Genomic DNA, 12,666 nt, shown 5'->3' with positions numbered 1-12,666 from the left:
CGATGACGGCCGACAAGAGGAAGGGAGGGGCCATGGCCGAGCGGTTCGGTGGTTGGCCCGGTGGGACCCGAGGGGTCCCCGAGATCAGCGCCGACGAACTGGCCCGCCTGCTGGGCACGGAGGGAGAACCGTTCCTGCTGGACGTGCGAGAGGCCGAGGAGGTCGAGGCCTGGGCGATCCCCGGGGTGGTCCACATCCCCTTGGGGGAACTGCCGGCCCGGCACCAGGAGGTGCCCCGGGACCGGCCGGTCGTGACCATCTGCGCGGCCGGGGGCCGCTCGACGGTGGCGGCCGAGTGGTTGCGCTCGGTAGGGGTCGAGGCGGCCAGCCTGGCCGGGGGCATGGGCGCCTGGGGCCAGGTCTACGACGCCGTGGCCCTGGAGCGGGCCGGGGCCCGGGTGATCCAGGTCCGCCGGCGGGGCAAGGGCTGCTTGTCCTACCTCGTGGGCGCCGGTGACCGGGCGTTCGTCATCGACCCCTCCTTGGACACCTGGGTCTACGAGGACCTGGCGGCCGAGGAGGGCTGGCGGATCAGCGACGTCTTCGACACCCATCTCCACGCCGACCACCTCTCGGGGGCCCGGCGCCTGGCCGAGGAGACCGGGGCGACCTTGCACCTGAACCCGGCGGACGCCTTCGAGTTCCCCTTCGAGCCGTTGGCCGACGGCCAGCGCTTCGAGCTGCCCGGTGGGGCCAGCCTGTCGGTGGCGGCCATCCACACCCCCGGGCACACCGAGGGGTCGACGCTCTACCTGCTGGGCGACCAGGTGGTCCTGACGGGGGACACCCTCTTCGTCGACGGGGTCGGGCGGCCGGACCTGGCCGAGCGGGCCGAGGAGTTCGCCCGGAACCTCCACCGGTCCCTGCAGCAGCGGGTCCTGAGCCTCCCCGAGGACGCCCTGGTGCTGCCCGCCCACTACTCCGAGCAGGTCCGGGTCCACCCCGAGCAGCCCGTCGGGGCGACCCTCGGGGAACTGCGCCAGCGCCTCGAGGCCCTGGGCCTCCCCGAGGACGAGTTCGTGGCCTGGGCCGCCGCCCGGACCACCCCCCGGCCGCCGAACTACGTCCGGATCGTCCAGGCGAACATGGGCCGCCTGGCCCTCGCCGAGGACGCGCTCCGGCAGCTCGAGGCCGGACCGAACCGCTGCGCGGCCTGACCGACTTCTTCGGGCGGCGCCCCGGCGCTCCCTGGGGGCCGTGGCACACTGACCCGGTGCCCACGGTCCCGGCGCCCGTCGGCCCCGGACCGGCCGGACGGCCGTGAGCCGCCTGCTGCGCCGGCTGGTCCTCGTCGTCGTGCTGCTCGGCGGGCTGCTGGTCGCCGGAAACGCCGTGGCTACCCACCTGGCTGACCAGGTCCTCGCTCGCCGGGCTGAGCAGGCGACGGGGGCAGCCCGGGCGACGGTCGACCTCGGGGGGTTCCCGGTGCTCGGCCACCTGCTCGTCCAGGGCGAGGTGCCCGAGGTGCGGGCGACGCTCGAGGACGTGCCGGTCCACGGCCTGACCCTCGAGCAGGTCACCGTGCAGCTCCACGACGTCCGGATCGGGCGCCGACAGCTCCTGGAGGACCACCGGCTCTCCATCGAGGCCATCGGGTCGGCCGACGCCAGGGCCGTGGTCACCCAAGACGAGCTGAGCGCCGCCCTCGGCCACCCGGTGGAGCTCCCCGGGCGGGGGGTCGCGGAGACCGACGTGCTCGGGGTGCCGGTCGCCGTCCAGGTGGCGGTCGAGGACGGGGATCAGCTGGTGCTCCAGACCCCGGTCCTGCCCCTGCTCCGGGTGGACCTGGGGATCGACCCGTTCCTCTCGGCCTGCCAGCTGGGCCTCAGCGTCCAAGTCGGCCAGGTCGTGGCCACCTGCGCCATGGACCCGGTGCCCGCCGGGGTCGTGGCGGCGCTCGCGTCGTAGGGGGTCGTCTGCCCGTCTTTCCTGGGAGCTCGGAGCCTCCACCAGGCCCAGGGTGGTTCACAGCTCCGGCGAGGCGTCCCCGACGAAGAAGGCCATGGGTGGGGCACGGGCGACGACATGGCTCGGAGCACCCGGCGCACGCTATCATGTGACCACGAGGTGACCACAGTGGCGAAGTTGAAGAACGTCGGCGTCCGGGAGTTCCGGGATCACGCCACCATGTACCTTTCGGGACCCGATCCGGTGGCGGTGAGCAAGCACGGCCAGGTGATCGGTTTCTACATCCCCGTCGAAGCCGACAGGGAACAGGCGACGCGAGCCCTCGAGCAGCTCGGGCGCTCAGTCGAAGCGATTCTCGCCCAGACGGGCATGACCGAAGACGAGCTGTCCGCGCTCTTCGATCTGCGTCGGGCACTCCCGGGGTGATCGTCGTCGTCGATGCCAGCGTGCTCGTGGCCGAATTACTCCGCCGTCGAGGCCGCGAGCTCTTCGCTCGGCCAGAGTTGCACTGCCTGGTGGCCGAAGACCAGTGGGACAAAGCGCGCCACGAGATCGAAAAGCGCGTCGCGGTGATCGTCGACCAAGGCCGGCTGACCGACGTCCAGGGAGAGGAGCTGCCGGGTGTGGTTCGTGCATTCGTCGAAGGTGACGCCATCGAGATCGTGGCGCGCCGGTTCTACGAGCACATGGAGGCCACCGCCCGGCGCCGTGTCCCACGCGACCCCGCGGACTGGGCACCGGTCGCCCTAGCCCTTGCGCTTGGCATTGGGATCCTGACCGGCGACCATGACTTCTTGGGCTGTGGCTGCCCGACCTGGACGGTCGAGACGCTTTTGGCCGAGCTGGGACCACGGTGAGCGTCGTAACCCCCCTGACGGGAGGACGTAGCGAGTATCGCCAGAGTGCAGCACCTGAGTAGGCGCGTGCCCCCATGCACGGCCCCCCGCAGAGCCCTTGACCAGGACAAACGCCGGATCTGTGGAGCGGAGCCGCTCGAACACACGATGTCACCTCCACCGCAAGCTTCGGATCTTCGCGCCTTTCGGGCTGACCGTCCTGGGCATGCATGCCGTCCGTCGCATCCCCACGTGGTTGTCCATAGGGCTGATTGACGCATTGATTGCATCGCCTGTGAGTCTGGTGGTGGCCGGCCTGGGGCTGGCTGCGACAGGGTGCGGCGTCGCCAGGTGCGTAGTTGACGGAATCGACCCGGTTGTCCACCTCGCTGGCTTGATGAGAAGCTTGCCCGGCACGTGGCTTGGAGTCGTGGCCCGCTCCAGGCCTGCCTCGAGGTGAGCTTCCCGGGTCGACGCCGATCACGACGTCCCCCTCAAGAAGGAGTGGTTGCGATCAGTCTTACCGTGTCAGACGAGTTGGAGTTCGTCATTGGTGCGGATACCAACCCGCCACCCACAACTTCGCGGTCGTTGCCGCCGCGACGACAGTGGTCGTCATCGACGCCACCGGGTCCGTCGGTGCGATCTTGACCGAGAAGCTGCTGGCAGCAGGACGGCGTTGGCCACCAGGTTCGGTTCGTCGAAGGTCGCCGCCAGCCGACCGAACCCGCGCGATACTGACCTCACAGAAAGCGCCCCTCTGTTCGTGGGAAACGCTTCCGAGAACACAGCTATCCCCCCAACTGGACACGGGGCCCTTTTTGCTGGATGCACGACCCCGATCAGCACGCGGCTCCGCGGTGGATCGAGGTCCGGTGGTCGCCTACCGCGGGACCCGAGTCCGGATCATCTCGGTGCGGCGCTCACGGAGCGAAGAGGTGAAGATCGATGAAGAAGATGAGCACCGAGGAGTTCGACGAGCGTTTCGATGCAGGCGACGACGTGACGCCGGTCCTCGACCTTCCCGCCGCGCGGCGCGCCGGTTTGGAGCAACGGCGGGTGGATGTCGACTTCCCCGCGTGGATGGTTGAGAAGCTCGACCGAGAGGCGAAGCGCCTCGGGCTGACCCGTCAGTCGGTCATCAAGGTCTGGATCGCTGAGCGGCTCGGGCATCGGAGCGGGACCGCGACGTGACCGGGGGTCGTCGGTCAGTCTCCCGCGCTCGGGATGGCGAAGCGGCACCCGCCCATCGAGCGAAACCGTGGTCGGTGACCGGGGTTTGTGTGCAGGCCAGGACCCTGGACGGAGATCGCCGAGATGCGTGCTGCGTCCGGCCTTCTTCCAGTCGCCGGGGGCGGTCCCCGTGCCCGGGCTCGACGAGTGTCCCGCCAGCGTGTCGGGGCATCCTGTCAGCCCCTCGTGCCGGAGAAGCCAGTCAGTGTGATGAGGACGCCGTGTACCCCGTGGACTGGGCCGCGGGAGCCAGCCGCTCGTCGTCGGTCTCGATGTCGCCGAGATCGGTGCCGAGGCGGGTGGCGCTGGCCAGGTGGATGGCATCGAGGGAACGCCGGTCGAGAGAAAGGAGCGTCGCAGCCAGCTTGGGGATCCGGTCGTTGATCCGCACGAGGCTCACCCGAGCGAGGACTCGGCCGCCACGGCAGGCCCGCCGCCGGGCAGGAGGGCTGGCAGCGCTCCCGTGCGTGCCAGGGCGCTCGAAACCAGTGGTCGCCGCCGGCGGAGATGTTTCCAGAGCGCGTCGAACTGCGGCTCACGGACGGCGAGCTTCACGAGTGCGGACGAGTTCACGTCGGTCGCTGCCATCGGTCGGCGCCGCGAGAGGGAACCTCCGGCAGCGGCGTCAGGGTGGTCCAGCCCCGGCCCGCCTGGAGGTCCGCCGTTGTCCCCGGCCGGTTCCGGTTCCGCTTGAAGGCGGCCAAGGAGAAGTACACGTCCCCACGAACCGCCTGGCCGGGGTCGTGGTTTCGAGCTCTTTCATGAACGAGCGAAAGCCGATGCCCCCGTCGAGCGTGTTCCGATGCTCTCGGAGCCCTCGTATGGCCACGTTCGTGAAGCTGGACGACAAGCGACCGAGGTCGTGGGCGTCCCCGCTGAGGATTACCGCTGCGGCCGTTTGTGTTGCGGCCGCCGGCACGACGGCGACGCCCCCCGACGCTCGATGGCCTGGAGGACGGCCCGTGTCCGCCGAGACGCGGAGCCGCGCTCCATCGGGCTGGCGAGCACCGCGACCGCCTCGGCGTCGAGGGCGGCTACCGGACCGACCGGCGGCTCATCCCGCGGCACGGGGCTTCGGAGCGCGGCGGGCCCGCTGCTCCAGGTTCGCCAGCATGGCCTCCACCTCGTCCACCATGGTGGGGTCCGGCGGACCGAGCTCGTCCTCGAGCTCGTCCAGCAGCCTCCGGAGGACGGCTCGGACTTCCTCCCGTAAACCGGTGTTCGGCAGACGGGTGGAACCCCACGGCCCGGTCGCCGGCTCGGTGCGTCAAGCACCCAGCCTGCCAGGGCGTCGTTCACCGTCGTGGTAGGCCCCCAGCGACGTGCCGCACCCGGCCACTGGCGTCCCGTCCGAGGGAGACCCGCAGCTCCCACACGCCCGCCTGTCGCTGGCGCAGGCTCCCTGGCACCCCCGCCCCCAAGGTTGTTGGGTTTGGTGTTGGATCCCACCCTACGCCCAAAGGGCGACACACTTCCTCCGAGCCGCTCACCTGGGCTTTCACCCGTGGGCCGCCGGGGCCTCGAACCCCGCACCTTGGGATTAAAAGTCCCCTGCTCTACCGGATGAGCTAGCGGCCCGGCGTCACGCTAGCGAGCCGCCCGGCAGGGGTCGAACCCTGCCGGCGGGCCGGCGCCGCGCCCGGGTCCCCGGCGCCGGCCCCACCGGTCGAGCCAGCTGGGTCAGCTGGCGGTGTGCTGCGAACACGGAGTGGTCGAGGAACCCGAGTTCGAGGAGCCTGAGCTGGAGGAACTCGAGCCGCTGGAACCGGCGCTCGAGGTGCTCGAGCCGGTGCTGCTCGTCCCGCTGGAGGTCGTGCCCGAGCTGGTCGAGAGGACCTGGGACGCGGTGGCGGCGGCCGGCGCGCTCTGGGCGCCGGCCACGATGCCGCCGGCGAGGGCGCCGGCGACGGCGAGGCTGCTGAGCAGGTGGGTGGGTCGAAGACGCATGGGCTGCTCCCTTCTTTTTTCGGGTCGTGGGCGGTTTGGGTCGTGGACCGCCTCGCAGGGTGGGGCCGCCGGACGATGGGGTCGGGAGGCGCCGGCGGTCCCGGCCCTGCGAGGGGCCACCCATCTGGGGTGGCCACGGCCCATCCAACCGGGTGGCCTTGAGGCGGCCCTGTGACGGGCCTTCGAAGTTGCTGGCAGCTCGGCCCTCCGGTCGACGACGCCTGGTTCCCTGAGGCTGCTGAGGGGCGTCCGTAGACTGCCCGGCGTGGAGCTCTTCGCCGAGGCCCTGGTCACCTTGCTGGTCGTGACCGACCCGGTGGGGAACGTGCCGGTCTTCTTGGCCCTGACCCGCCGCCGACCCGAGACCCGCCGGCAGGCCGCCTGGCAGGCCTCGGCGGTGGCCGGCGTGGTCATCTACGCCTTCGCCCTCTTCGGCCAGGCCATCCTGCGGGCCCTTGGGATCTCGGTGGCCTCCTTGGAGGTCGCCGGGGGCTTCATCTTGGTCCTCGCCGCCTTGGAGCTCCTCCAGCCTCGGGGCCAGGGGCACGCCCCGGAGGCCGACGGGGTGAACGTGGCCCTGGTCCCCCTCGGCACGCCCCTGCTGGCGGGGCCGGGGGCCATCGCCGCCACCATGGTCTACGTCCAACGGGCCCGAGGGGCGGGCCAGGTGGCCGAGGTGCTCCTCGCCGTCCTGGCTGTTCTCGTGGCGGTCTACCTGGCCCTCCGCTTCGCCCATGGGGTCGGGCGGCTGCTGGGCGACAACGGGATCGAGCTGCTCTCCCGCATCGTCGGGCTGCTGCTCGCGGCCATCGCCGTGCAGATGACGGCCACCGGCGCCCTCTACTGGGCCCAGCACGGGGTCTGAGCCGACCCGGCTCGCACGCTCCCGGCTGGGGGACCGGGCGGCCTAGGCGTCGGGCAGGCGGGCCGTGGCCCGAGTAGGAGAACAGGATGACCCGCTCCTCACCGGTCTCCTTGCAGCGCAGGGCCTCGTCGATCGCCGCCCGAATCGCGTGGGCGGTCTCGGGGGCGGGCACGGAGCCCTGGGTCCGGGCGAAGAGCACTGCGGCCTCGAAGACCTTGCCCTGGGGGTAGGCGACGGCCCCCATGCGGCCGTGCCGGACCAGGTTCGAGATGATCGGCGCGTCGCCGTGGTAGCGCAGGCCGCCGGCGTGGATGGCGGGCGGCACGAAGTCGTGCCCCAGGGTGTACATGCTGAGCAGGGGGGTGAGGCCCGCGGTGTCCCCGAAGTCGTAGTCGAAGCGGCCGGCGGTCAGGGTCGGGCAGGAGGCCGGTTCGACCGCCAGGAGCGCCACCTCGGGGTCGGGCACGAAGGGCAGGGCCAGGCCGCCGAGGTTCGAGCCGCCTCCGCAGGACCCGATGACGAGGTCCGGTCGGGCCTCCCCGGCCTTGGCCAGCTGCTCCTTGGCCTCCAGGCCGATGACCGTCTGGTGGAGCAGGACGTGGTTGAGGACCGAGCCCAGGGCGTAGTGGGTGTCGGCCCGGCCGGCGGCGTCGGCCACGGCGTCGGAGATGGCCGTGCCCAGGGAGCCGGGGTGCTCGGGGTCGGCCACCGGCGAGGGCACGACCGAGGCCCCCCAGGTCTCCATGAGGACCCGGCGGTAGGGCTTCTGCTGGAACGAGGCCCGGACCATGTAGACCTTGCACTCCAGCCCGAAGAGGGCCGAGGCGAAGGCCAGGGCCGAGCCCCACTGGCCGGCCCCCGTCTCGGTGGTGAGCCGGGTGGTGCCGGCCTGCTGGTTGTAGAAGGCCTGGGCCACCGCCGTGTTCGGCTTGTGGGACCCGGCGGGGGAGACCGACTCGTCCTTGTAGTAGATCCGGGCCGGGGTGCCGAGGGCCGCCTCGAGGCGCCGGGCCCGGACCAGGGGCGTGGGCCGCCACAGGCGCAGCACGTCGAGGACCGGCCCGGGGATCTCCACCCAGGGGTCGCTCGTCACCTCCTGGAGGATCAGGGCCTCGGGGAACAGCGGGGCGAGGTCCTCGGGTCCCACCGGCTGCCTCGTGCCGGGGTGCAAGGGGGGCTCGAGGGGGGCCGGGAGGTCCGGCACCACGTTGTACCAGGCGCTCGGTACCGCCTCGGGGGGAAGGACGATCCGCATGGGCTGCTCCTGGGTGCTCGGGCCCGGGGTCCGGGCGCCTGCGCTTGGCCGCTCACCCTAGAGGACTCGGCTCGTCCTGTCCCGGGTCGCGACGGGACCGGCCCGGGTCCCTGGCGACCACCCCGGAATACCGTAGGCAAGTCTACGGTTTGATGGGCAGCGGGCCTGCCACCGATAGGCGGCGGGCCTTGACCCTGGCGAAGGAGCGCAGACCCGATGAGCCGATCCAACCCGCTGGAGATCCCGTCCCGAGGATCCCTGGCGTCCGAGCAGAAGACCACGGCGGCCGGGTCAGAGCGGCCCCACCGGCTGGCGCTGGTCGTGATCGCCGCCGCCCAGCTCATGGTCATGCTGGACCTGACCATCGTGAACGTGGCACTGCCGGCCATGCAGCGGGCCCTGCACTTCTCCAGCACCGACCTGACCTGGGTGATCAACGCCTACGTCCTGGTCTTCGGCGGACTGCTCCTGCTCGGCGGTCGGACGGGGGACCTCTTCGGCCGCCGGCGCATGTTCGCCGTCGGCGTCGCCGCCTTCGCCACCGCCTCCCTGCTCGGGGGGTTGGCCACCGACCAGGCCTGGCTGATCAGCGCCCGGGCCGTCCAGGGCATCGGGGCCGCCATCGCCTCGCCCACCGCCCTGGCCCTCGTCGCCAGCACCTTCGAGGAGGGTCATGAGCGGAACCGGGCCATGGCCGTCTACGCCGCCATGTCGGCCGCCGGCGGGGCCCTGGGCCTGCTCCTCGGGGGTCTGCTGGTCGAGCTGGCTTCCTGGCGATGGGTTCTCTTCGTGAACGTGCCCATCGCCACCCTGGTCTTGGCCCTCACCCCGCGCGCCATCCCCCGCAGCCTCCGCCCGGCCGTTGGGGCCAGGCGCCTGGACCTGCCCGGGGCCCTGACCATCTCGGGGGGCATGGCCCTCCTGGTCTACGGCCTGGTCCGGGCACCGAGCGCCGGCTGGGGCTCCCCCGGGACCATCGGCGCCTTCGTCGGCGCGGCGGTGGTCCTCACCGCGTTCGTGCTGATCGAGCAGGCGACTGCAGAGCCCTTGATCCCGCTTCGGTTCCTCCGCCACCGTCGGCGGGCCGCCGGCTACGGCGTCATGCTGCTGCTCGGGGCCTCGATGCTCTCGCTGATCTACTTCCTCACCCAGTTCCTCCAGGACGTGCTCCACTACAGTCCCGTGCTCGCCGGGGTCGCCTACTTGCCCATCCCGGTCAGCGTGGCCCTCACCAGCGCGGTCGTCTCCCGCCTGGTCCGCCGCCACGGCGTCCGGCCCTTCGTGATCGTCGGCCCGCTGCTCGTCGGCGGCGGCCTGCTGTGGCTGTCCCAGATCAACGCCACGGCCACCTACCTCGACGTCTTCGGCCCGCTGGTGAGCGTCGGGGTGGGCATGGGCCTCGCGTTCGTTCCCCTCACCTTGAACGCCGTCTCCTCCGTCCAGAGCCACCAGCAGGGCCTGGCCTCAGCCCTGCTGAACACCAGCCAGCAGGTCGGCGGCTCGCTCGGCCTGGCCGCGTTGGTGACGGTGGCGGCCAGCGCCACCCGCAGCCACCTCCTGCGGGGCCCAGGGACGCTCAAGGGCCCCGTCCAGGCGGCGCAGGGCGCCTTGTCGGTCGCCGGGTCGCATCTGCACCCGCTGCTGCTCAGCGCGACCGTGCAAGGCTACGACACGGCGTTCCGGACCGGGGCGTTGGGCGGTGCGCTGGCCTTCCTGCTGGCGGTGACCCTCCTCCGGGGGGACCGAAAGCCAGCGCCGGGGCGTCAGCCAGCGACCCTCGTGGCCGAGGGTGCCTCGGCGGTTCACCACCCCGGCGGGCGCTCGGGCTGACCTCGGGGGCGGCGGGTCGGCGGGCTCGGGGCGAAAGGGAAGGCGAGGGGCTCGGTCATGCCGTAGAAGCGGCGGGTCACGACCGCCCGGGCCCGGCGGGTCACCCGGCGGTAGTCCTCCCGCAGGTCCCGGGGGGTGGTCCCCAGGCTGCGGGCCAGGGCCCGGAGCTGCTCGGGCCGGCTGGGCAAGGCGTCGCCGGGCGGCTCGCCCCCGGGCAGGGCCCCGACGAGGAACCAGCGGTTGCGGGTCCGTTCGCAGAACCGGTAGGCGGCCCGGAGAGCGGCGGCGTCGGCCGCCGGGAGGTGGCCGACGGCCTCCAGGCGCTCGAGGGCCGCCATGGTGCCCGGGGACGCCACCTGGTGGCGCAGCTGGAGGAGCTGGACGGTCCACTCCACGTCGGCCAGGGCGCCGGGGCCGAGCTTGAGGTGGAACTCGGGGTCCTCGTGGGGGGGCACCCGCTCCCGCTCCACCCGGGCCTTCATGCGGCGGATGGCCGCCTCCTCGGTGGGTCCGAGGGGCGGCTCGAAGGCGAAGTCGGCGAGCAGGGCGGCGAGGTCCGCCCCGAGCTCGGGGTCCCCGGCCACCGGCCGGGCCCGCAGCATGGCCTGGCGTTCCCAGGTCTGGCCCCAGCGCGCCAGGTACCCGGCCAGGCTGGCGCGGCTGCGCACCACCGGGCCCTGGCCGCCCTCGGGGCGAAGCGCCAGGTCGAGGCGCACGACCCGCTCCACCGGGGCCCGGCCGTGGAGCAGCCCGAGGAGCCGCTCGCCGGCCCGCCGGGCCTCCTCGGGGTCGGCCCGGTCGTCGGCCACCAGCACGAGGTCCAGGTCGCTGGCGTAGGACAGCTCGGCGCCCCCGAAGCGCCCGAGGCCGATGGCGGCCCAGCGCAGCCCCGGCCCGGCCACCGCCATGGCCGCCCCGAGGACCGCCTCGGCGACCCGGGTCAGGGCCCGGGCCACCCCTTCGGGGTCGAGCTGCCCGAGGAGGTCCGCGGTGGCGGTCTCGAGCAGCTCGGCGGCCAGCACCCCGGCCAGCAGCTCCCGCTGGGCCCCGGGGTCCCCGAGGCGCTCGAGCCGGCGGGCCAGGTCCTCGGCCCAGTGGGCCGGCTCCGGGCCGGGCCCGGGGGGCGCGGCGCCGAGCTCGGGCAGGAGCTGGGGCTGGCGGCGCAGCAGCTCGCCGAGGAAGCGGCTGGTGCCGAGCACCAGGCAGAGCCGCCGGGCCTGCTCGGGGGAGTCCCGGAAGGCCCGGACGAGCAGGCCCCGGTGGTGGGGCCGGGCCACGAGGTCCCGGAGCTGGCCGAGGCCGAGGTCAGGGTCGGGGGAGGCCGAGAGCCAGTCGAGGAGCAGCGGGAGCAGCTGGCCCATGAGCCGGGAGCTCCGGGTCAGTCCCCGGGCCAGGCTCTGCACCTGCTGTCGGGTCCGGTCGGCGTCGGGGAACCCGAAGGCCTCCAGGCGCTCGGCCACCGCCTCGGCCGGCAGCACCCGGCGGTCCCCCGAGGCGTCCTCGCCGACCGCGGCGAAGGCCTCGAGGAGGGGTCGGAAGTAGAGGCGCTCGTGGACCTGGCGGACCGCCGAGCGCTCCCGGCGCAGCGCCTCCAGGAACGCGTCGGCGGCACCCTGGGCCGGGCTGTCGGCGAAGCCCAGGACCCGGGCCAGGCGCTGGAGGCCCGCGGGGTCCCTCGGCAGGGCGTGGACCTGCTCGCCCTGGCGGAGCTGGAGCCGGTGCTCGACGGTCCGCAGGAAGCGGTACCCCTCGGCGAGGACCACGGCGTCCTCGGGGGCCACGTAGCCCGCCTCGGCCAGGGCGGCCAGGGCGGGCAGGGTGCCCGGGGAGCGGATGGTCGGGTCCAGGCGGCCGTGGACCAGCTGGAGGAGCTGGACCGAGAACTCCACGTCCCGGATCCCCCCCGGGGCCCGCTTGAGGTCCCGCAGGCCGAGGCCCTGGCGGCCCACCAGGGTCTCGGTCCGGGCTTTCATCGCCCGGACCTCGGCCAGGTCGTCGGCGCTGAAGGGCTGGCCCCAGACCACGTCGGCGGCCGCCTCGGCGAAGGCCTGGCCGAGCTCGGGGTCCCCGGCCACCGGCCGGGCCTTCAAAAGTGCCTGGCGCTCCCAGGCCCGGACCCAGCGCCGCCAGTAGGCCCGGTAGCCGTCGAGCGAGCGCAGCAGCGCCCCCGAGCGGCCCTCGGGCCGGAGGTCCAGGTCCACCCGCAGGCGCCGCCGGGCCAGCTCCAGGACCTGGCGGGCCCGGCGCTCGTCCTCCCCGACCAGCAGCAGGTCGACGTCCGAGGCGTAGTTCAGCTCGGCCCCGCCCAGCTTGCCCATGCCGATGACCGCCAGGCCCGAGGGTCCCCCGGCGAGGCCGAGGGCTCCTTGGAGCAGGGCGCCGGCCCGGTCGGCCACCGCGGCCCCCACGGTCTCCAGGGTCGAGCGGCGCAGCAGGTCGTCGGCCGCCACGACCAGCAGGGCCCGGTCGGCCAGGGTGTCGAGCGCCTCGGGGGAGGGGGCGGCGGCCAGCGCCTCGAGGAGGCCCGGGAGCGGGCCCCCGGGCGGCCCGGCGAGGAGCTCGGCCACGAGCCCGAGGGCCGGGGTGTCCCGGAGCAGGATGCCGGCCAGCACGCTGCTCGCGGCCACCACCGTGACCAGGGCCTCGGCCAGGGGGCTTGGCTCCTGCCCGTCCACCAGGAGCGAGAGGCGCGTCGGGTCGGCCTCGAGGAGCCGCTCGAGGACCGGCCCGGTGGCCGCCGGGTCGGCGGAGCGCTGGACGAGCCGGTCCAGCCGGGCGGGGAGGCGCGCCAC

9 protein-coding genes, 1 tRNA gene and 2 pseudogenes are annotated in these 12,666 nt (G+C 73.4%); 7 read left to right on the top strand and 5 right to left on the bottom strand.

Annotated elements, in window-relative coordinates:
- Window positions 1-32 precede the first annotated feature (32 nt).
- The 5 genes from Acit_RS06600 to brnA all read left to right on the top strand — a co-directional run bounded on the left by Acit_RS06600 (window position 33) and on the right by brnA (window position 3,938).
- Window positions 33-1,157 carry an MBL fold metallo-hydrolase gene (locus Acit_RS06600; RefSeq protein WP_248107167.1) on the top strand — a complete coding sequence of 375 codons (1,125 nt, stop codon included), beginning with the start codon at window positions 33-35 and terminating at the stop codon, window positions 1,155-1,157.
- A 103-nt stretch (window positions 1,158-1,260) separates the two neighbouring features.
- Window positions 1,261-1,908, top strand: a complete 648-nt coding sequence (locus Acit_RS06595; protein WP_248107166.1) for an LmeA family phospholipid-binding protein — start codon at window positions 1,261-1,263, stop codon at window positions 1,906-1,908.
- A gap of 159 nt (window positions 1,909-2,067) precedes the next feature.
- A complete protein-coding gene (locus tag Acit_RS06590; protein ID WP_248107165.1) occupies window positions 2,068-2,334 on the top strand; it encodes a hypothetical protein in 267 nt (88 codons plus the stop codon).
- Window positions 2,331-2,765, top strand: coding sequence for a PIN domain-containing protein (locus Acit_RS06585; protein ID WP_248107163.1), 435 nt, complete (start codon window positions 2,331-2,333; stop codon window positions 2,763-2,765). Before Acit_RS06590 ends, Acit_RS06585 begins: the two co-directional genes overlap by 4 nt.
- 936 nt (window positions 2,766-3,701) lie before the next feature.
- A complete protein-coding gene (gene brnA, locus Acit_RS06580; protein WP_376746020.1) occupies window positions 3,702-3,938 on the top strand; it encodes a type II toxin-antitoxin system BrnA family antitoxin in 237 nt (78 codons plus the stop codon).
- 241 nt (window positions 3,939-4,179) lie between these two features.
- Here brnA and Acit_RS13905 read toward each other — a convergent pair.
- From Acit_RS13905 to Acit_RS06565, 3 genes and pseudogenes are all read right to left on the bottom strand, one after another.
- A pseudogene (locus Acit_RS13905) lies at window positions 4,180-4,565 on the bottom strand (PIN domain-containing protein).
- A gap of 917 nt (window positions 4,566-5,482) precedes the next feature.
- Window positions 5,483-5,555: transfer RNA gene (locus Acit_RS06570), tRNA-Lys, on the bottom strand.
- 102 nt (window positions 5,556-5,657) lie between these two features.
- Complete coding sequence (locus Acit_RS06565; RefSeq protein WP_248107157.1) at window positions 5,658-5,924, bottom strand: hypothetical protein; 267 nt, start codon at window positions 5,922-5,924, stop codon at window positions 5,658-5,660.
- A 265-nt stretch (window positions 5,925-6,189) separates the two neighbouring features.
- Between Acit_RS06565 and Acit_RS06560 the strand changes: the two genes are divergently transcribed.
- Window positions 6,190-6,789: a MarC family protein gene (locus Acit_RS06560; RefSeq protein ID WP_248107155.1), complete on the top strand. Its 600-nt coding sequence runs from the start codon at window positions 6,190-6,192 to the stop codon at window positions 6,787-6,789.
- A gap of 61 nt (window positions 6,790-6,850) precedes the next feature.
- Here Acit_RS06560 and Acit_RS06555 read toward each other — a convergent pair.
- A pseudogene (locus Acit_RS06555) lies at window positions 6,851-8,044 on the bottom strand (TrpB-like pyridoxal phosphate-dependent enzyme); the annotation flags it as partial.
- Window positions 8,045-8,260: 216 nt separating this feature from the next.
- Between Acit_RS06555 and Acit_RS06550 the strand changes: the two are divergent.
- Window positions 8,261-9,874, top strand: coding sequence for an MFS transporter (locus Acit_RS06550; RefSeq protein ID WP_248107153.1), 1,614 nt, complete (start codon window positions 8,261-8,263; stop codon window positions 9,872-9,874).
- Here the strand turns inward: Acit_RS06550 and Acit_RS06545 are convergent.
- Window positions 9,847-12,666, bottom strand: a complete 2,820-nt coding sequence (locus tag Acit_RS06545; RefSeq protein WP_248107151.1) for a bifunctional [glutamine synthetase] adenylyltransferase/[glutamine synthetase]-adenylyl-L-tyrosine phosphorylase — start codon at window positions 12,664-12,666, stop codon at window positions 9,847-9,849. The genes Acit_RS06550 and Acit_RS06545 overlap by 28 nt on opposite strands.

Source organism: Aciditerrimonas ferrireducens (genome assembly GCF_023130475.1).
Classification (GTDB): Bacteria; Actinomycetota; Acidimicrobiia; order Acidimicrobiales; family UBA8190; genus Aciditerrimonas; species Aciditerrimonas ferrireducens.
This window is presented reverse-complemented; position numbering and strand designations above follow the sequence as displayed.